Raw genomic sequence first — 17,566 nt, 5'->3', positions numbered from 1 at the left:
TGCGAATTACAGTTTCCAATTCAAACCAATTGAGTAGCGAGTACCAAACTCTTCATACTTGTTGATGTGCGCTGGATTGTTGGATTCCAAACCATAGGTTTTGTAAGGTTCGTTAGTCAAGTTTTGTACCTGGAACGACACTTTGTAATGGTCGTTGAATTCATAGGACAAGCTCAAATCCCAGTAGCCTTCGGAATCGTTCATGCCTTCTTCGCCCATTACCAGATTGATATCGCGTTGGAATGCGCTGCGATAGCTGTAAGAGGTACGAGCTTCAAAACCATTCAAGTAATACCAGAGCGTGAAGTTGGCAACATCCTCAGACAAACCGGTGAGTTGTGCTTTGTATTCGCTGTAAAGCGGTACAAATTGTTCAACGTTGGATTCGTTGTGCGAGTAGTTGGTGTAAATACCCAAACCATTGAATGGCGCAGGCAAGAAATCAAATGATTGTTGCCACAGCAATTCATAGCCACGAATGTAACCACCGCTGCCGTTAATTGGGCGCGATACTTTGTACTCTTTGCCGTTGCTCACGACGGTTTCTGCGTCAGCTGCGCGGGCGATAAAACTTTCCAAATCTTTATAGAAAAGATTCACCGCAACTTGTGAGCCTTCGGAGTAATACCATTCGTACGCCAGGTCTGCTTGATCGGCGCGGAATGGGTTTAACTTGGGATTACCAGAAGTAGATTCACCCGGGTTTGAACCCCACAAATCCTGATTAAGGTTGAGGCTTGGGCTCATCATATTCACGGGAGCGCGTGCCATGGTTTTGCCGGCAGCGAAACGGATTAACTGCTCATCGGTGAGTGCTAATGTCCAGTTAGTGCTTGGCAGTACATCGTTGTAGTCGTGATCAACTGCAATAGCTTCGATCACCGCTTGTGGCTGCCAGTTGCCAGGCGTTACTTCTACCCAAACATCTTCACCTTGTTGATAACCGCGTGAAGTTGTTTCTGTGTCCACGTTGCGCACGCCGATGTTACCGGTCAGAGGTAAGCCAGCAATTTCAGTGGCCATATCAACTTGAATGTATTGCGCGAAAATATCTTCGCTTACATCCCAGCTGGCGATCAGATCGTCTGCATCACCAGGCGTTGGGTTTTTCAAACTGCCGAAGTAATGGCTGATCAAAGCACCGCGATCAAGACTTAAATAATCAGGTAAGTCTTTCCAATAACTATCGCTTTTTGCATCGATCACTATGTTCGTTGGAATTGCACCGCCGGCATTTTGGGTAACGCTTTGGGTCCAGATTTGGCTGTGTTCAAACTTGTCGCGCGCAGAAGTTGCTACACCCACTTTGATTGCTTTGAGGAAGCCGTCATCGAAGTCGCGTTGTACATCTAGTTTGAATGATGTGAGTTTATCGCCGCCTTCGGCATCGGGCTGAACCTGAATATCGCCAATGCTGTTGCTGGCGAGGTCAGTCAAGTCGGCATCGAGTAGATCGAAAGTCATACGGCCATCGCCCGTCGCACCAAAGGTCGCGCGGCCGGGATTGTTAACGATGGTGCGGATAGAAGCCCAGCGTTTGTCGCGGCTGGTTTCGGACACGCCTGCGTCGGCAGCAACAGTCCACAAATCCTGACTCCATTTTACGTTCAGGCCATGGCTGGTGAGTTCGTCGTTCTGGACGTACTCTTCATTGATATTGCGCAGGCTGCTCAAGCCCACTGTGCCAGACAGCAAATCTACTGCACCCGCTCCCAAATCAGTATTGCTGTAGGCGGTTGGGATGGTGTCGATTAAATCCCATTGGTTTTCAAAGGTGTTGGCGATTTGGAAGTCAAAACCGCGTTGTTGCTCGGATACATCAAACGAAGACCAGAAACCGTCGTAGGCGATTTCCCAATTGTCGTTTGGTTGCCATTGGATGGCGGCCATTACGCCTTGGCGTTCATCTTCACCACCGCGCACTAATGCAGATCCACCCCAAGGTGCGATTACGTTAGCGCCAAGTTCGTCGTTCCATTGGGTGTTATGCCAGGTATCACCGTAGTTCCACAACTCAGCGCGTTGGGTGGCGATTGGTTCGGAACGGGTAGAGTAGCCGAGTGCTACACCAACTGTGTCGTCGGCAAATTGGTCGATATAAGAGATGCTGAAGCGTTGGCCGATACCACTGCTGGCGGCATCGTCAATGTCTTTGCCCAAATCAAATGAGGTTGCACGCAGGTCGACGACTACTTTGGTTGAGTCGTAATCGAGCGGTTTAATGGTGTCCAGATTTACGCTGCCGGATACGCCGCCTTCAGCGATAGACGCTTGCGGGGTTTTATAGACTTGCGCGGAGTTGATCAGCTCGGAAGGGAACTGGTCGTAACGGATGTTGCGGGTCTCTTCCAGAATCGCCACTTCGCGGCCATTCAAGGTGGTGAAGCCGAGCATGCCGCCCATACCGCGGATCGAAATCTGGCTGCCGTTACCGCGGTCGCGGTCTTGCGCCAAACCGGGTAGGCGCTTGAGCGAGTCACTGATAGAAACGTCGGGCAATTGACCGATGTCTTCGGATGAAATCGCTTCCACAACAGTGGCGGAGTTACGCTTCACTTCCATTGCCGATTGCAGGCTTTTCAGGAATTTGCCGGTGACGACTACTTCGTCGATGGTTTCACTGTCTTGTGCATGTGCCGCGAGGGGAGTCAGTAAGCTGATTGCCAAAAACAGACTGGTACGGGCAAAGCGGGTTGATGAGTTGTGTTTCATAGAGCCTCTCGTGTTTGTTGTTATATATCATATTTATCGTCTAATTCTACTTGGCCGTAAAGAACTGTCAATAGGCGAGAGGGTAATCATCCAATTATATTACTAATGGTGACGTTGGTTGGGTGAGCAGTAATGCCGTTTGATCGGGGGCTACAGGCTTATTCAGTTTAGATTGAGTTGTAAAAACGAGTAGCGGGAGACAAAGAATGTGTTTGGGTGCGAGAGGGTTTTAGTCGCCCCGAGTAGATTCCCGGGGCAGTATGGATCGCGCAGGTGAGAGTTATTGATTGTCGTTGAGCGCGTCGTTCAGGCCTTCGATTTCGGCGCGAGCGACGGCGCGTTGATCGAGTTTTTCACGGGCGGCTTTAGGCAGGTCGGTATATTTAATAACACCTTGTTCTACCAATACGCTGACTACGTCTTCCAGTACGCGGCCCATTTCCATATCAGTGCTGTGCAGGCTGGTCAGGCGGGCTTTCATTTCTTCGCGTGTGCGCAACCAGTTTTGTAATTCTTCACTTTCGATGGCCAGGTTATCGGTCATTCCCTCAAACGGGTCCATCTCTACACGCAGTAAATAGCCTTGATTATCTCGTTGTATATACACCATAAATTTTCCTCGATGACGCCCCTTCAGGTTAGCGCATCCCGCTTTTTTGGAGTTCCGGCCAGCTTCTTGTAACTTTAGTCCCGAATCGAGATCCGCGTGTTGGGATTCCAGAAACGCTACGATTTTTTTACTCAGCCAGATACAAAGACTGCGATACCTGTTTTTAGCAGGTCGGGATGCTACAGTCTTTCCAAAAGTATGAACAGCCAGCGAGCGGTCATCTGTTGGATGACCATCTTTAGCCAGAGTACTTTTCTTATATGGGGCCGATTTAACATCGAGCATGACATCAAACCTCACGCAGTAATGTTGAAAAATGCGCCACATGGCGCGCAAAGATACACTAATAGCAGGCGAGGGGGCACTGCTATTTGTTAAATATTGATTAAATTTACGACAACAGGCTAACGACAGCGAAGCGCGTCAGGTTGGCTTGGGCGATGACCGTTTGCGACACCACCGCGTATTGCGAGGGCTTGCGCATCTGCAAGTTGAATACGGCATCGGCAAAAGTGCGTGCCCAGTTTTGTTCGTCCAAGCTCTCCTGACGGGCGAGAAATTCCCGCACATCTGCCTGGCGTTGGCTTAATTGTTCGCGCAGGGCAGTCACTCGGTCCAGTGAGGCGACGACTGATTCCAGCAATTGGCGCAACTCGCGCTGGGAATCCTGATTGATATCGGCAGGGAAGCCGCCGAAGCTATCCTCATAGCTGCCCACTTTGGTGAAGTTGCCTTTGGCAAACAGCTTTCCCTCACCCTGGATACGCAACTGGTCCTTCATTTTTGCCCAGTCTTTTTCCGGGATAGAGAATTTCAGTGCACCGTCCTGATCCAACTCTGCGCGTACACCTTCTTGACCGAGGCTACCGTTGAGGCGGCGCAGGATCTGCTCGGTGTTCATGCCATCTTCCAGCACCACCGCAACCGGTTCGGCGAAGCTGCGTCCGGCGGTGAAAATCAATGTCTCCTGACCCGCACGTTGGATGGCATCAATGGATTCCAATCCCTGCAAACTAACGCGGCTGCGCAGCGGTTCATTAAGACGCAACTTGAGCGTGGCATCGAGCGATTCGCCGGATAATTTGCTGCGTTCTTTCAGCAACTCATTCAATTTTTCCAGACGACGATTAATTGCATCGCGCTCGTTATTGCTTTGCGCGTTGCTGAGCTGGCGGCTGATATTCAGTTTAAGTGCCGACAACTGTACCGATAGCTCACCCAGATAATGATCTGCCGCTTGCATTGACGACAATTGTTGGTTGAGCTGCAGGCTAAAACCCGACTCTTTGTGATTCAGTGTTTCCGCCGGCCGATTATGTTGCGGCAGTGGTTCGCGCGCTGGCCGAGCTTTTAATGATTGATCGGGCAGGGGCGCATGCGTAGTCGCGCGCGGATCGAGAGCAGTCGTTACCGGAAGCTGTTTTTCAATTTTCATGGGGCAATTTTCTCACCGAATCTCTAACCAACTATCTCACCAGATTTCTGATCAGTATTTCTAATCAATGTTTCTAACGAATATTCCGCTCGGGTTTTACAGCAAGCTGAACAAGGATAATCCGTTAATCTTGATATAGGTTTTTTGTGTGGCCTGCAGAGACAATTGGTAATTATTTAAATCGATACTCGCTTTGGCGTAATCCAGTGTTGAAAGTTCACCTTCGATTTTTTTATTGGTAAGACTGACCTGACTATTACTTTCGTTCAAGAGCTCCAAGGTGTTTTGGCGCCCGCCCAACTCAGTTACTGCACCCAATAAATTCGAGTGGGTGAGGTCGAGCTGTGCAATAGTGCTGTCGATTTGTGCTCTTACCGCCGGATCAGTTGCATCCAGCGCGGGATCTTCCAGCATTGTGATTAAACCGTGCAGGTCGTTCAGCATATCCATGCCTGCTCCGAAAACTTCAACGGCGGTGACATTTTCGGTGACGAGTACACCGTTGGCTACTGCCGCTTCACGGTGCTTGTTATTGCCGATCACGCTGTAAGTTTCAGTTACCGCATCGAACTCAACAGCGGGTTGGTCGCTGAGCGTGCCTGCAAATAAATAGCGACCTTCTTCATCGCGCACATTGGCGAAACTCAGGATGGTTTTTTCCAAACTTTTTAATTCGTTGGCAATTGCAGCCAGGTCTTCGCTGGTATTTGATCCATTCGCGGCCCAGAGTAAACGATCGCGGATATTCAGCATGGTATCGGAAGTGGAAATCAAATTGGTTTCCTGTATCGACAAATTGCCCGATACGTTTGCGATGTTAGTGGTGTATTGGGTGAGGCTCGCCTCTTCGCGTTGGATGCGCAACAAACGCACGCTCGCAATGGGATCGTCAGACGGTAATTGGATGCGTTTATTGCTCGCCATTTGCTGCATCAATTTCGCCAGTTGCACGGAGCTTTTGTTCATGGAGTTGCTCATGATGGCGGTAACTTGTGCGTTAGTGGTGCGCATGGTGATTATCCTGTTTGACGATTGTTTTTTTTAACAGCGAATTAAATTGGCTAGCAGCGAATTAAAACGCAGCCAGCATATTGTCGAATAATTGGTTTGCTGTGCTGATTACTTTCATGTTGGCTTGATAGGCTTGCTGATACGTCATCATGTTGACGTATTCTTCATCAAGGCTCACTGCACTTACTCCATCGCGTTGCGATTGCGCTTGGCCGGTAACTGCAGTTGCCGTATCCAGATCAGCTTGATTTTGGCGGCTGGCACTGGCGACTTGCCCGAGCAAAATAGCGTAGGCATCGTTGAGTGTGACCGAGCTGGCCCCGAGCGTAATAGTTTGGCCCTTGAGATTTAGCAAATCGAGTAACACTTCGTTATTGCCGGTTTCGCCCGCTGCGGATGAAAGTGCAAGTTCCGCTGGATTGAGATTATTGACTGACAACAAATCGGTACTGCTGCCGGAATTAAAAGCAAACAGTGGTTGGCCTGCTGCGCCATTCAAATCAAAACCAGTGGCGAGAGTGTTGTTAACCATATCGGCAAGTTGCTCGGCCATTTCTTCCAATGACGCTTTCATCGGACGCAAATTGTCGTATTCCACGCTGTAGAGTCCACCGAAGGCGCCGCCAAAATTGTCTTGTTTTAGTGGGAAACTGGTGCCGGCAAAACTCAATGCAACTTCTTGTTCGCCCGACATGGTTTCGCTGACTTTTAACTGACCTGCAGTACTACCAGCAACCAGTGGTTGGCCGTTGGCAAGCGAGATACTGATTGAGCCATCTGCAATTTCTCCCACGCGAATGGAGGCATATTGCGATAACTGGTTTACCAAACTCTCGCGTTGGTCGCGCAGGGCAGAAGTATCGCCATTAATCGATTCGGTTTCGATAATTTTTTTGTTGAGCAGCGCGAGGTTGGTTGTCAGGCCATTAATTTCTGTTGCCATAGCAGTGCGTTGTTCATGCAATGCATTGAGTTGTGCATCGATATTGCTATTCAAACCATTAAAGCGTTGCGCAAGATTTTTTGCTTCGCTGATGATTTGCTGACGCAAGGCGATTGAGCCGGGTGTAGCACTGGCTTCGCTGAGTGCAGCAAAAAATTGATCCAAGCCGGAGCTGATGCTCGCGCCGTCGCCCGACATTAATGTTTCCAGTGCAGTGAGATATTGCTGCGAGCTGTTGTAGTAATGCTGCTCGGTTGTCGCGCGCCACAATTGCTGGTTTTGGAATTCGCTCGACAAGCGACGAATGCTGGTCACCTTCACACCGCCACCGGCATTCAAGCTACTGATACCCGAGAGCGATTCCGTCACCGTATTTAAACGGCTGTAACCGGGGGTATTGATGTTGGCAATGTTTTGACCGGTTGTTGTCAGGCCAATTTGTGCGGCGTTAATTCCGCTGTAGGCGATTTGGCTGATATTACTCATAGCTCGGTCTCGGTGCGATCAATCCTGATGACTTGCGCAAATGCAGCAGAGCGGGATTGATAGGTATTTTCCAGTGTGAGTGGGCGGGAGGTTTGCGTCTCCTGAGGTGGAGTAATCAAAGGCTCCTGCGTCTTCTCTTCCAAGGCGACAGAACCATCGGTGGAATTAAATGGTGTAGCGATTTGTGTATTCGCCAGCGGTGTTTTTACCGACACAGAATTCGCGATGGTTTGCTGCTGATTTAAATCGCGCAAAATATTGCGTGTGTAGTTGCGGGTTTCCTCAAACGGAATGCGTGCAACCCAATTTGCTGTGCTTACATCACCAGTGCGTGGATCGCCGTGGCGTTGCAACCAATCATCAACACGACCGGGACCCGCGTTGTAAGCGGCAACGGCAAGTGCAGGTTCACCGTCGTAGCGGTCGAGCATTTTGCTGAGAAAAGCGCTGCCCAATTGTTTGTTGTAACTAGCATCGCGCGTCAGGCGCTGGTGGTCGTAGGCGATGCCTAATTCACCGGCCATATGGCGAGCGGTTGCTGGCATCAATTGCATAACACCCAATGCGCCTTTTGGTGAAACAGCATCCACACGGCCACCGGATTCCTGCCGAATAACGCTGCTAACCAGTTGATTAAATGTGGTCGCGCTCACCGGTACATCGCTGCGCGCCGGGCTGATGCCGAGCAGGTCAGCCGTTGAGGGCGGTTGCTGCCACTTGCGCAGTGTTTGATTGGACGATAGTTGGCTGGATGAACGCTGGGGCAAGTCACTGCTGCGCGCTATCTTGGCTGCTTCGTTGGGCGACATGCCGCTGCCTTTGCCTGAAAGCTGGGCTACCAGTAAATCCGCAATTCCCGTTTGTTTTTTGCTGGCGAGGGTATCGGCAAGCGCGCCATCGTAAAAATCATTCATGGTCGACATTTCGCGGCTGCGCATCGGGTTTTCAGCCGCCAGCGCATCGCCAGCTTTACGCATTTGCTTAAGCACTTGCTGTAAAAACAGGGCTTCAAATTGTTCAGCAACAACCTGCAATTGGTTAGCGCCGTTATTGGCGGTGACATTGCTACCGCTCATAGCGGAGCGGTTGTAAGGCTGGGAAAGGGAAACAATACTCATGGCGTGGCCTTTGAAAACGTCCTAGATAACCAATAATTCAGCGTTAAGTGCGCCAGCTTGTTCCAGCGCTTGCAGGATGCTCATCACATCGTCCGGCGAGGCGCCGAGGCTGTTGATGGTGTTGATAATGTTGTCGAGGCTGGTGCCGTCCGGCCACTTGAACATGGCGTTGGTTTCTTGCGATACCTGCACATCCGAGTTGGGCACTACCTCGGTTTGTCCGTTGGAGAAAGCACCCGGTTGGCTGACTTGCGAGGTCTCGTTGATGGTCACCGTCAAGGCGCCATGGCTGACCGCGGCAGCTTTTACCCGCACACCTTCACCGACTACAACAGTACCGGTGCGGCTGTTGAATACCACTTTCGGGCGATTGCGTCCTTCCGCGACTTCAATGCCTTCCAGCATCGCCATAAAACTCAAACGCTGGCCTTTTACTTTCGGTGCAAGCAGGGTCACTTTGGTAGAGTTGTCGGCGCTCGCAAGCGTAGTTCCAAAGCGTTTGTTGATCGCATCCACCACGTTGTTGGCGGTTTGGAAACTGGGGTTACGCAGGTTGAGGACGATATCGCTGCGCTCGGCGAAATCGGTTGGGATCATGCGTTCAACCGTTGCGCCGTTAGGGATCAAGCCGCTGTTGGAGGTATTGATCGCCACACTTGAACCGCTGGCGCCTTGGGCGTTTACACCGCCGACAATCAGCGCACCTTGCGCCAAGGCATAAACTTCACCATCTACACCGTGCAATTGCGTCATCAGGAGTTGGCCGCCGCGCAGGCTTTTAGCATCGCCGAGGGAGGAAACAGTCACATCCACCGTTTGGCCTGGGCTATACGAGGGCGGGATATTGGCAGTGACGGTTACTGCCGCCACGTTTTTCAATTTGGGGTCGATGTTCGCCGGCAGGTTGATACCGAATTGCTTGATCATGTTAGTGACTGACTGGCTAGTGAACTTCACTTGGTTTTTATCGCCAGTGCCATCAAGCCCCACCACCAAACCGTAGCCAATGAGTTGGTTGTCGCGGATACCTTCGATATCCACCAGATCCATCAGTGCAGCCGCATGTAACGGCAAATGGCACAGCATCAGGCAAGCGCCAAACAAGCCAGTGAGACGGCGGGAAAAACGGTTATGCATACGAATACTCGGCATAAAATCACTCAGCGTTACAGTGGGAAGAGTGGTGAAGTGAAGAAGCGCGACAACCAGCCAGCGGTGTTGCTGTCATTGAGCGTGCCGCGTCCGGAGTAGGAAATTTTGGCGTTGGCGATATTTTGCGATGACACCTGATTGTTGCGATTGATGTCATCGACGCGCACTAAACCGGTCACGCGGATGTATTCATCTCCCTGGTTAAGGCGCAATCCTTTTTCGCCTTTCACCAACAAAGTGCCGTTGGGCATCACCCGGTGTACAGTCACCGCAATCGCACCGCGCAAGGTATTTTGCTGGGAGCTTTGCGCCGAACCGCTGAACTCGCGGTTGGAGGTGGCGCTGCTGGCGATGTCATCAACTGTCTCACCAAACAAGGTCGGTGCGCCTATGCCGACGCCGGAACTCTTGTCGTAACTAGTGCCCGCGCTTTTGCTCGACTGGGTCGATTCGTTGAGCACGATGGTGAGTATGTCGCCTACACGCAAGGCGCGGCGATCTTGCATCAACGAGCCGTTGTAACCAGCGCGATAAAGCCCGCCGCTAGTAGTGGCAGGCAAGCTGTAGTCCAGCTCCAGCGGTTCGTATTCGTTTTCCGCTTGCTCGCGTCCGGGCATCAGCTGGCAGCCACTGACCAGAGTCAGCAGCGCCACTACACCTGCTACGCGCAGAGAGGGGATGAATCGATAAGACAGAGGAGACGCGCCCATAGTCGATTAAACCTGCTGGTTGAGGAATTGCATCATGCTGGATGAAGCATCCAACACTTTGGCGTTGGCCTCATAAGAACGCTGGATCGCGATCATGGACACCATGGCTTCAACCACCTGCACATTGGAGCCTTCCAATACGCCTTGTTTGATGGTGCCCAAACCGTCTTCACCGGCTACACCTTCAGTCGGCTCGCCGCTGGCGATGGTTTCGCGGTAGAGATTGCCACCCAGTGCTTCAAGGCCAGCCGGATTGGCAAAGTTGGTCAGGGTAATTTGGCCGAGCTCAGAGGGCAGGGTATCGCCCGGCAGAATCGCAGTCACAATGCCATCGCTACCCACAGTGAAACTCTTGCTGCCGGTCGGTACTTCAATCGCAGGTACCAGTGGCAGGCCTTGGGAGTTCACCAGCATGCCTTCGGCGTTGAGTTGCAATTGGCCGCTTTCGGTGTAGAGAGTTTCACCGGAAGGGGATTCAACTTGAAAGAAACCAGCGCCTACAACTGCCAGATCCATCGGCTGGCCAGTTGCCTGGATATTGCCTTCGGTAAAGACTTTCTGGGTGCCGATAAGACGTACACCGCTACCGAGTTGGATACCTGAGGGAACTGTGTTGACTTGATCGGCCTGTGCGCCCGGTTGCAGCTCTACGCTGTAGAACAAATCTTCAAATACGGCGCGGTCGGCTTTAAAGCCGTTGGTGTTCACGTTGGCGAGGTTGTTGGCCACGGTTGCCATGGCTTTATCTTGCGCGGCCAAACCGGTTTTACTTACCCAAAGTGCTGAACTCATTGCGATTACTCCTCTTAGCTGCCGCGGATCATGCGGTTACCTGCGTCGGATAAACCCTCGGCAGCTTTCATCATTTTTACTTGCGTTTCGAACAAGCGGTTGAGGCTCATGGTCGCCACCAATTGGTCGATGGCTGACACATTACTCTGCTCCAGATGGCCCGAAAGCAGGCGTGCTTCTTCGCTGACTTGTGCTGGCTCACCATTTTTGGTGACCAGCAGACCATTCAGGTCTTTCACCAGGTTGCTCGCTGGTTCGTCCACTAATTTGATGCGGCCAACGTCGGTCATTTGGGTGTCACCACGGGGCATTACCGAGATAGTGCCGTCGCTGCCAATGTTCAGGCTGTCGTACTCCGGCAATACCAGCGCACCGCCTTCACCCAGTACCGCGCGGCCATTGATGGTCAAACGCATATCGGCATCCACCTGCAAACTGCCATGGCGGGTGTAGGCTTCACCGTTGGGAGTTTCCACCGCGATAAGTCCCTTACCCTGGATGGCAACGTCCAGTTGGCGGCCAGTAGTGGCAACCGCACCGGGAGCGAGGCTCACACCTTCATTTTTCATCAGCGCCATATGGCGGCTGTCGTAGCCGTAACCTTCTACGGCAACGGCTTTGGACATATCCAAATCAGCGCGAAAGCCGGGGGTGTTGACGTTAGCCAGGTTGTTCGCATGCACTTGCAACGAGTTCAAGGTGCGACTGGCGGCAGTCATTGCGGTGTATCCCAAACGGTCCATAAATCAGCCCTTCGATAACATCTGAAAGTAAAAGAACGCGAAATTAGATGGCGTTGAACAAGACTTGCGTCAGTTCTTTATCGGTCGACAACACTTTGGTATTGGCCTGGTAGTTGCGCTGGCCTTCCATCAATTTCACCAACTGCTGGGTGAGGTCGACGTTAGAACTTTCCAGTGCGCCAGCGGTCAGGGTGCCGAGTGAGCCGATACCGGGTGAGCCGATCATTGCGCCGCCTGAGTCAGCAGTTTCGCTCCAAGCGGTGCCGCTCTCATTTTTCAAACCATCGAGGTTGGCGAAGGTTGCCAACACCACCTTGCCTTGCAACATGCGCTCGCCGTTGCTGTAGGTGGCGTAGATCATGCCGTCTTTCTCGATTGCCAGACCGGTTTGCTCGCCTGCGGTATAACCGGTAGCGGCGTTGGTGGTAACAACAAAGTCAGAACCGTATTGGCTGGTGCCGGTGTAGTCCACGTCGATATTCATCGCGTTAACGCCGGCGAACGGGAAGGTGAGGTTCACTGGCGCTGCCGGTGCAGTCAGTGCACCGCTGGTGTTGAAGGTCAGGTTTTGTGGAGTGCCTACCGCGCCGCCGTCAGCGTAGTAGTGCGCTTGCCATTGGTTAGCACCGGTTTTCACAAAGTATTGGGTCAGGGTGTGTTCTTTACCTTGTGAGTCAAAAATCTTGGTGGTGTAAGTCGAGTTGAAAGTATTGGCATTGGCTGGGTCAAACGGCGCTACTGGTGGCGCAGCTTCGTTGGAATCCAGGTTCATCACAAAGCTCATCTCGTCAGTCGCTTTGGCTGGCAGGTTGGCATTTTTCAACTGTAGATTGCCCACGTTACCGACTTGCAGAGTACCGTTTTGGTCGACTGGATAACCTTGCAACAACTGGCCGGCAGCATTGGTCAGGTTGTTGTTTTTGTCGGTGCCAAATACACCGGCACGGGTGTAGCTCAAATCACCATTACTGGCTTTAGTGACAAAAAATCCGCCGCCGGAAATTGCCAGGTCAAGGCTGCGACCGGTGGTCACCAGCGATCCGCCCTGGCTGATGCTTTGGGTCAAACCTAATGTCTCTACACCCATCGCCTGGGTGCCGGCGTAGATGCTGCCGAATTCCGCGCGCGATGATTTAAAACCGGTAGTGCCGGAGTTGGCGATGTTGTTGCTTACGGCGTTAAGTTGTTCGTTGACCGCGTTCAGGCCAGTCAGTGCAATGTTGAAACTCATAGGACTTATCCTTTTTGATAGTGAAAATTAGTGATGGAAAACCTAGAGCAACCCGTTGAGGGATGTCTGACCAAACTCGGTAATGTTGTAGAAGGGCACTGAGCCAGCACCAGCGACATCCATCACCGGACCATTCGCGCTAACGCGCACGCCGTTGACCTTGCCGGTCACTTCAATCGCAGGATATTCACCGCTGCTGGTAGTGGCGCTAATGCTGTATTTACCCGGAGCCAAACCCAGCGCCGTCGGGTCGATAGTGAAATTCACTTTGCCCGCAACCTGAGTGCCCAATTGCACTTCGGTTTTCTGGCCGCTAGCGCTGGTAAGGGTGATAACCGTTGGCGATGAGGCGTAACCCAAATTGAGTTGGCCTTTTACCGGCGCGCCATCCAATTGCAGGGATTCCACACTGACGTTTACTTCCTGTCCTACCAATCCTGATGCAGTGAGGGTTTGCAGGTTGTCGAGCAACACCAGATTGTTTTTGCTCAGCTCGGACATGTTTTCCAGACTTTTCACTTGCGACATCGCCGAGTATTGATTGAGAAACTCGGTGCTATCGACGGGATTAGTCGGGTCCTGATTTTGGATTTGCGCCACCATCAACGCGATGAAGTTGTTCTCCATCTGGGTCGCATCGCTGACGTTTACGCTCTTGGCTACGCTGCCGTCAGTGCGATAATTGTTCGGGTTATTCAGCCCATCGTTATTGACCGCTGCCATCATGCTTCTCCCAATTTAAGCAGGCCTTGCTGCATGCCTTTAATGCGGTTCAACACTTCCACATTGGTTTCAAAACTGCGGCTGGCCGACATCATGTCGGTCATTTCTTCGATCTCATTGACCGCGGAATAAAAAACATAACCATCGCGGTTGGCGAGGGGATTATCCGGCTCGTAGCGGCGATCCGGCTCGCGTCCGGCCGTCACCACATCCAGCACTTGTACGTGGGCGCCGCCCATACCTACGCCGCGGGTCAGCTCGTTGTTTCCGTATACCGCGGCAAATACCGGCTTGCGCGCTTGATACACATCTTCTGCACTGGCGGCAGCGGAATCAGCGTTAGCCAGGTTACTGGCGACGGTATTCAAGCGAACGGTTTGCGCGTTCATGGCTGAACCGGCGATACGGTAAATCGAATCAAATGACATGATTAACGTCCCTCAATAGCTTGTTTAAGGCCGCGAAATTTGGAATTGAGAAAAGTGAGGCTGGTTTGGAAGTCCATCGAGTTTTTAGAGAACTCGGCCTGCTCCGTACTCAGCTCAACGGTATTGCCATCAAGTGCGGCCTGGGTTGGTATGCGGTACTGCAATTCCGGGGAATTACTCGCGCCAAAAGCGCCGCCGCTAATGGCGGAATCGAGCCGCTGCATTTCGCCGGCGAAATCGAAATCCCGCGCCTGGAAGCCGGGTGTACCTTCGTTTGCCAGGTTGGCCGCAAGGATTTCACTGCGCTGTACGCGTAAATCGAGTGCGTGACTGTGGATGCCTATTGCGTCCTCTATCCGTATACTCATAACCCAATACCTTGAAAAAGATTGATCAGTACAGCGGAATTGCAGGAACCGTGCCTGCTCCTGAAAAATTATTTAACTTGTTGAATTTATTAATATTTATGAAATTGATCTGGCGTAGTTTGACCGTGTTTTTTCCGCATTCACCAGCGCGTACCCGCGCAAGGGGAAGCTGCACTTCCGCATGTGTCACCAGCAGAAAAGATGCTGTTGTTGTCGTTTTGGGGGGGATCATCCTGAGTTGGTTTTGCGCGATGGGTGCCTCCGCGCAGGATGGAGTGCAGCAACAAATTGATCGCGCTGTTGAGCGTCACTTGCAGCAGCGTCTGGAAAAACAAGCAGCTACCGAAGGCTGGAAAGGATTGCGTTTTACCCAATCAAGCGCGCCACAAACCAGCGTCAATAACCTTGCATCTTGCAGTCAGCCGCTAAGCGTTAAAGATGGGGGTGACAACCGCAATTGGAGCCGTCAGCGTTTTACCTTGATGTGTAGTGATGGCGGTTGGTCAGTTGCAGTGTTAACCGAGGTAAAGGTCTATGTATCTGCCGTGGTGGCGAAGCAGGTGATTAATCGTGGTGAAACTTTTAGCAACCGCCAGCTTGCCGTGCGCGAGGTGGAAATCACCAAAAACAACAGCGGTTTTTATTCCAGTCTGGATAAGGTGGTCGGGCAGGGTGCCAAGCGCCGGATTCGCGCTGAGCAATTATTGGTTCCGGCATTAGTGGCTCCGGCTTGGGTAATCCAGCGCGGCCAGCAAGTGACGGTTGTGGCGAATAAAGACGGTATAGCGGCAAGTATTCAGGGCGAAGCCTTGGAGAACGGCGCTGTAGGTGAGGTGATTCGCGTGCGCAACATCAGTAGTAAAAAAACCATTGAAGCTAAAGTATTGGAGGCGGGGTTGGTTACCAGCACCTTTTAGCTTTAACCCTCGCAATACACAAATGCCTCGTCTCGTACGGGGCATTTTTATTTTAAGGGTTTAAGTTTGTGAACCCCTTGGTCGCTTTGAGTCGATAGCAGGCAAACATGGCCAGCTTTGAAACAGTTTTTACATTCACGTTTTACTTAGCACAGGAATATTCCCATGGCTCTGTCGATTCATACTAACTACTCTTCGTTGATCACCCAGACCAACCTGGGCAAGACCAATAGCGCCTTAGGTACCAACCAACAACGTTTGGGTACTGGCTTGCGCATTAACTCTGCTGCTGACGATGCTGCCGGTTTGCAAATTGCTACTCGTTTGAACGCTCAATCACGCGGTATGGAAGTGGCAATCCGCAACACTGGCGATGCTATTTCCTTGTTACAAACTGCAGAAGGTGCATTCAATGAAATGACCGATATTGTTCAGCGTATGAAAGATTTAACCACCCAAGGCGCTAACGGCACCAACAGTGCACACGACCTTGCGGCGCTCCAGTCCGAGTACAACGAACTCGGCAACGAGTTGGCAAATATCGTTAAGAACACCAAGTACGCAGGTGAAAGCCTCTTCAGTGATGGCACAGTCACCGACGGTAGCGCAGGAAAATTTAGCGACACCATGAGCTTTCAGATTGGTGCCAGCAGTTCTGAAACCCTGGCATTGGATGCTAGCGGTAAGCTCGGAACACTCACCGCTGCCTTGACTGCTATTTCCACCAATTATGAAGATGGCACTACCGGTGTTGAAATCGCCGATGTTGACCTGACCACCACACCGCCGACCATCACTGCTAATACCGCCAACGCGACTATTACCTTGCTGGAAACAGCACTCAATCAAATCGGTTCATTGCGTGCAGATTTCGGTGCGAACATTAATCGCTTGAATCACACCGCTAATAACCTGGCGAACATGAAAGACAATACCGACATGTCTAAAGGTCGCATCATGGATGCAGATTTCGCTAAAGAAAGCGCCAACATGAGCAAAAATTCGATGTTGATGCAATCCGGTATTTCCATGTTGAAACAAGCCGGACAAATGCCGGGTATGGTGATGTCGCTGCTCGGTTAATGTACGGAGAACACGCATCCAGTATTCATATTTTCTTTTATCAACCTTAAGTCTCGACGCAATTTGGTCGCTTTAAGTAAATAGCAGGCAAACATGGCCAGCTTCGAAACAGGTTGTTACATTCACGTTTTACTTAGCACAGGAATAATTCCATGGCTCTGTCGATTCACACTAACTATTCTTCGTTAATTACTCAGACTAACCTGAGTAAAACTAACAACGCGTTAGGCACTAACCAACAACGTTTGGGTACTGGCTTGCGCATTAACTCAGCGGCTGACGATGCTGCTGGTCTGCAAATCTCTACACGTTTGAATGCACAATCACGCGGTATGGAAGTTGCCATTCGCAATACTGGCGATTCCATTTCTCTGTTGCAAACTGCAGAAGGTGCATTCAACGAAATGACCGACATCATGCAGCGTATGAAAGACCTGGCTACCCAGGCAGCGAACGATACCAACAGCACTGAAGACCGCACTGCATTGAAAGCAGAATATGATGAGTTGGGCAATGAACTGACTAACATCATTACCAATACCAAATACGCTGGTGAAGCGCTATTTGCAGCAGGCGGTAAATTTACTGCATCAATGACTTTCCAAATTGGTGCCAGCAGCAGCGAAACATTGGCATTGAACGCTAGCACTGGCCTGACCGCAGTGACTGGTTCTATCACCACCATTAAAGCGAACACACTCGACACAGCAGCCAACTCAGGCACCACTATCGGCAACCTGGAAACTGCATTGAATAACGTGGGTACTTTGCGTGCGACCTTGGGCGCAAACATCAATCGTTTAAACCACACCGCAAACAACCTGGCGAATATGAAAGACAACACTGATATGTCCAAAGGCCGTATCGTGGATGCAGACTTCGCCAAAGAAAGTGCAAACATGAGCAAAAACTCTATGTTGATGCAATCAGGTATTTCCATGCTGAAACAAGCAGGTCAAATGCCTGGCATGGTTATGTCGCTGCTCGGTTAATTGGTTCGGATGTTTTACGAAAAAACCCGCTTTTTAGCGGGTTTTTTTATTTAAGTCTCGCGGCCTCAAGGTCGCTTTACGCTTGTAGCAGGCAGATATATGCCAGCTTATC

Annotated in this window: 17 protein-coding genes; 3 read left to right on the top strand and 14 right to left on the bottom strand. The window is 51.2% G+C overall.

What is annotated here, in order from left to right:
- Positions 1 to 6 precede the first annotated feature (6 nt).
- The 14 genes from AAGC78_RS04350 to flgB all read right to left on the bottom strand — a co-directional run bounded on the left by AAGC78_RS04350 (position 7) and on the right by flgB (position 14,462).
- On the bottom strand, positions 7 to 2,712 hold the full coding sequence (locus AAGC78_RS04350; RefSeq protein WP_435782811.1) for a TonB-dependent receptor: 2,706 nt from the start codon (positions 2,710 to 2,712) through the stop codon (positions 7 to 9).
- Positions 2,713 to 2,992: 280 nt separating this feature from the next.
- Positions 2,993 to 3,322, bottom strand: coding sequence for a tryptophan synthase subunit beta (locus AAGC78_RS04345; protein WP_435782810.1), 330 nt, complete (start codon positions 3,320 to 3,322; stop codon positions 2,993 to 2,995).
- A gap of 391 nt (positions 3,323 to 3,713) precedes the next feature.
- Entirely contained in the window at positions 3,714 to 4,757 is a 1,044-nt protein-coding gene (locus AAGC78_RS04340; RefSeq protein ID WP_435782809.1) for a hypothetical protein, read from the bottom strand.
- A 96-nt stretch (positions 4,758 to 4,853) separates the two neighbouring features.
- Positions 4,854 to 5,768, bottom strand: a complete 915-nt coding sequence (gene flgL / locus AAGC78_RS04335; protein WP_435782808.1) for a flagellar hook-associated protein FlgL — start codon at positions 5,766 to 5,768, stop codon at positions 4,854 to 4,856.
- A 61-nt stretch (positions 5,769 to 5,829) separates the two neighbouring features.
- Positions 5,830 to 7,197: a flagellar hook-associated protein FlgK gene (gene flgK, locus AAGC78_RS04330; protein WP_435782807.1), complete on the bottom strand. Its 1,368-nt coding sequence runs from the start codon at positions 7,195 to 7,197 to the stop codon at positions 5,830 to 5,832.
- Positions 7,194 to 8,315 (bottom strand): transglycosylase SLT domain-containing protein, encoded by a 1,122-nt coding sequence (locus AAGC78_RS04325; protein ID WP_435782806.1) that lies wholly within the window; start codon positions 8,313 to 8,315, stop codon positions 7,194 to 7,196. Before AAGC78_RS04325 ends, flgK begins: the two co-directional genes overlap by 4 nt.
- 21 nt (positions 8,316 to 8,336) lie before the next feature.
- A complete protein-coding gene (locus tag AAGC78_RS04320) occupies positions 8,337 to 9,467 on the bottom strand; it encodes a flagellar basal body P-ring protein FlgI (RefSeq protein WP_435782805.1) in 1,131 nt (376 codons plus the stop codon).
- Between the two features lie 14 nt (positions 9,468 to 9,481).
- Positions 9,482 to 10,177: a flagellar basal body L-ring protein FlgH gene (gene flgH, locus AAGC78_RS04315; protein WP_435782804.1), complete on the bottom strand. Its 696-nt coding sequence runs from the start codon at positions 10,175 to 10,177 to the stop codon at positions 9,482 to 9,484.
- Between the two features lie 6 nt (positions 10,178 to 10,183).
- Positions 10,184 to 10,969: a flagellar basal-body rod protein FlgG gene (gene flgG, locus AAGC78_RS04310; RefSeq protein WP_435782803.1), complete on the bottom strand. Its 786-nt coding sequence runs from the start codon at positions 10,967 to 10,969 to the stop codon at positions 10,184 to 10,186.
- A 14-nt stretch (positions 10,970 to 10,983) separates the two neighbouring features.
- Positions 10,984 to 11,712, bottom strand: a complete 729-nt coding sequence (locus AAGC78_RS04305) for a flagellar basal body rod protein FlgF (protein ID WP_435782802.1) — start codon at positions 11,710 to 11,712, stop codon at positions 10,984 to 10,986.
- A 43-nt stretch (positions 11,713 to 11,755) separates the two neighbouring features.
- Positions 11,756 to 12,943, bottom strand: a complete 1,188-nt coding sequence (gene flgE / locus AAGC78_RS04300) for a flagellar hook protein FlgE (RefSeq protein WP_435782801.1) — start codon at positions 12,941 to 12,943, stop codon at positions 11,756 to 11,758.
- A gap of 42 nt (positions 12,944 to 12,985) precedes the next feature.
- On the bottom strand, positions 12,986 to 13,669 hold the full coding sequence (locus AAGC78_RS04295; protein WP_435782800.1) for a flagellar hook capping FlgD N-terminal domain-containing protein: 684 nt from the start codon (positions 13,667 to 13,669) through the stop codon (positions 12,986 to 12,988).
- The gene (gene flgC, locus AAGC78_RS04290; RefSeq protein WP_435782799.1) at positions 13,666 to 14,094 is read right to left on the bottom strand and encodes a flagellar basal body rod protein FlgC; all 429 of its coding nucleotides are present in this window, start codon (positions 14,092 to 14,094) and stop codon (positions 13,666 to 13,668) included. The genes AAGC78_RS04295 and flgC overlap by 4 nt, the downstream gene beginning before the upstream one ends.
- 2 nt (positions 14,095 to 14,096) lie before the next feature.
- Positions 14,097 to 14,462: a flagellar basal body rod protein FlgB gene (flgB, locus tag AAGC78_RS04285; RefSeq protein WP_435782798.1), complete on the bottom strand. Its 366-nt coding sequence runs from the start codon at positions 14,460 to 14,462 to the stop codon at positions 14,097 to 14,099.
- An 11-nt stretch (positions 14,463 to 14,473) separates the two neighbouring features.
- On the opposite strand from flgB, the gene flgA reads away from it, so the two are divergent.
- From flgA to lafA (AAGC78_RS04270), 3 genes are all read left to right on the top strand, one after another.
- Complete coding sequence (flgA, locus tag AAGC78_RS04280) at positions 14,474 to 15,379, top strand: flagellar basal body P-ring formation chaperone FlgA (RefSeq protein ID WP_435782797.1); 906 nt, start codon at positions 14,474 to 14,476, stop codon at positions 15,377 to 15,379.
- Between the two features lie 165 nt (positions 15,380 to 15,544).
- A complete protein-coding gene (gene lafA, locus AAGC78_RS04275) occupies positions 15,545 to 16,462 on the top strand; it encodes a lateral flagellin LafA (RefSeq protein WP_435782796.1) in 918 nt (305 codons plus the stop codon).
- 152 nt (positions 16,463 to 16,614) lie between these two features.
- Positions 16,615 to 17,454, top strand: a complete 840-nt coding sequence (gene lafA / locus AAGC78_RS04270) for a lateral flagellin LafA (RefSeq protein WP_435782795.1) — start codon at positions 16,615 to 16,617, stop codon at positions 17,452 to 17,454.
- Positions 17,455 to 17,566 lie beyond the last annotated feature (112 nt).

It is taken from the genome of Cellvibrio sp. (genome assembly GCF_039207905.1).
GTDB lineage: Bacteria > Pseudomonadota > Gammaproteobacteria > Pseudomonadales > Cellvibrionaceae > Cellvibrio.
Note: the sequence above shows the minus strand (reverse complement) of the source record. Positions and strands in the feature narration are given on the sequence as shown.

Excerpts from the sequence above, each read along its gene's own strand:
- AAGC78_RS04350 (WP_435782811.1), bottom strand. The coding sequence starts at position 2,712 with ATGAAACACAACTCATCAACCCGCTTTGCCCGTACCAGTCTGTTTTTG.
- AAGC78_RS04345 (WP_435782810.1), bottom strand. The coding sequence starts at position 3,322 with ATGGTGTATATACAACGAGATAATCAAGGCTATTTACTGCGTGTAGAG.
- AAGC78_RS04340 (WP_435782809.1), bottom strand. The coding sequence starts at position 4,757 with ATGAAAATTGAAAAACAGCTTCCGGTAACGACTGCTCTCGATCCGCGC.
- flgL (WP_435782808.1), bottom strand. The coding sequence starts at position 5,768 with ATGCGCACCACTAACGCACAAGTTACCGCCATCATGAGCAACTCCATG.
- flgK (WP_435782807.1), bottom strand. The coding sequence starts at position 7,197 with ATGAGTAATATCAGCCAAATCGCCTACAGCGGAATTAACGCCGCACAA.
- AAGC78_RS04325 (WP_435782806.1), bottom strand. The coding sequence starts at position 8,315 with ATGAGTATTGTTTCCCTTTCCCAGCCTTACAACCGCTCCGCTATGAGC.
- AAGC78_RS04320 (WP_435782805.1), bottom strand. The coding sequence starts at position 9,467 with ATGCCGAGTATTCGTATGCATAACCGTTTTTCCCGCCGTCTCACTGGC.
- flgH (WP_435782804.1), bottom strand. The coding sequence starts at position 10,177 with ATGGGCGCGTCTCCTCTGTCTTATCGATTCATCCCCTCTCTGCGCGTA.
- flgG (WP_435782803.1), bottom strand. The coding sequence starts at position 10,969 with ATGAGTTCAGCACTTTGGGTAAGTAAAACCGGTTTGGCCGCGCAAGAT.
- AAGC78_RS04305 (WP_435782802.1), bottom strand. The coding sequence starts at position 11,712 with ATGGACCGTTTGGGATACACCGCAATGACTGCCGCCAGTCGCACCTTG.
- flgE (WP_435782801.1), bottom strand. The coding sequence starts at position 12,943 with ATGAGTTTCAACATTGCACTGACTGGCCTGAACGCGGTCAACGAACAA.
- AAGC78_RS04295 (WP_435782800.1), bottom strand. The coding sequence starts at position 13,669 with ATGATGGCAGCGGTCAATAACGATGGGCTGAATAACCCGAACAATTAT.
- flgC (WP_435782799.1), bottom strand. The coding sequence starts at position 14,094 with ATGTCATTTGATTCGATTTACCGTATCGCCGGTTCAGCCATGAACGCG.
- flgB (WP_435782798.1), bottom strand. The coding sequence starts at position 14,462 with ATGAGTATACGGATAGAGGACGCAATAGGCATCCACAGTCACGCACTC.
- lafA (WP_435782796.1), top strand. The coding sequence starts at position 15,545 with ATGGCTCTGTCGATTCATACTAACTACTCTTCGTTGATCACCCAGACC.
- lafA (WP_435782795.1), top strand. The coding sequence starts at position 16,615 with ATGGCTCTGTCGATTCACACTAACTATTCTTCGTTAATTACTCAGACT.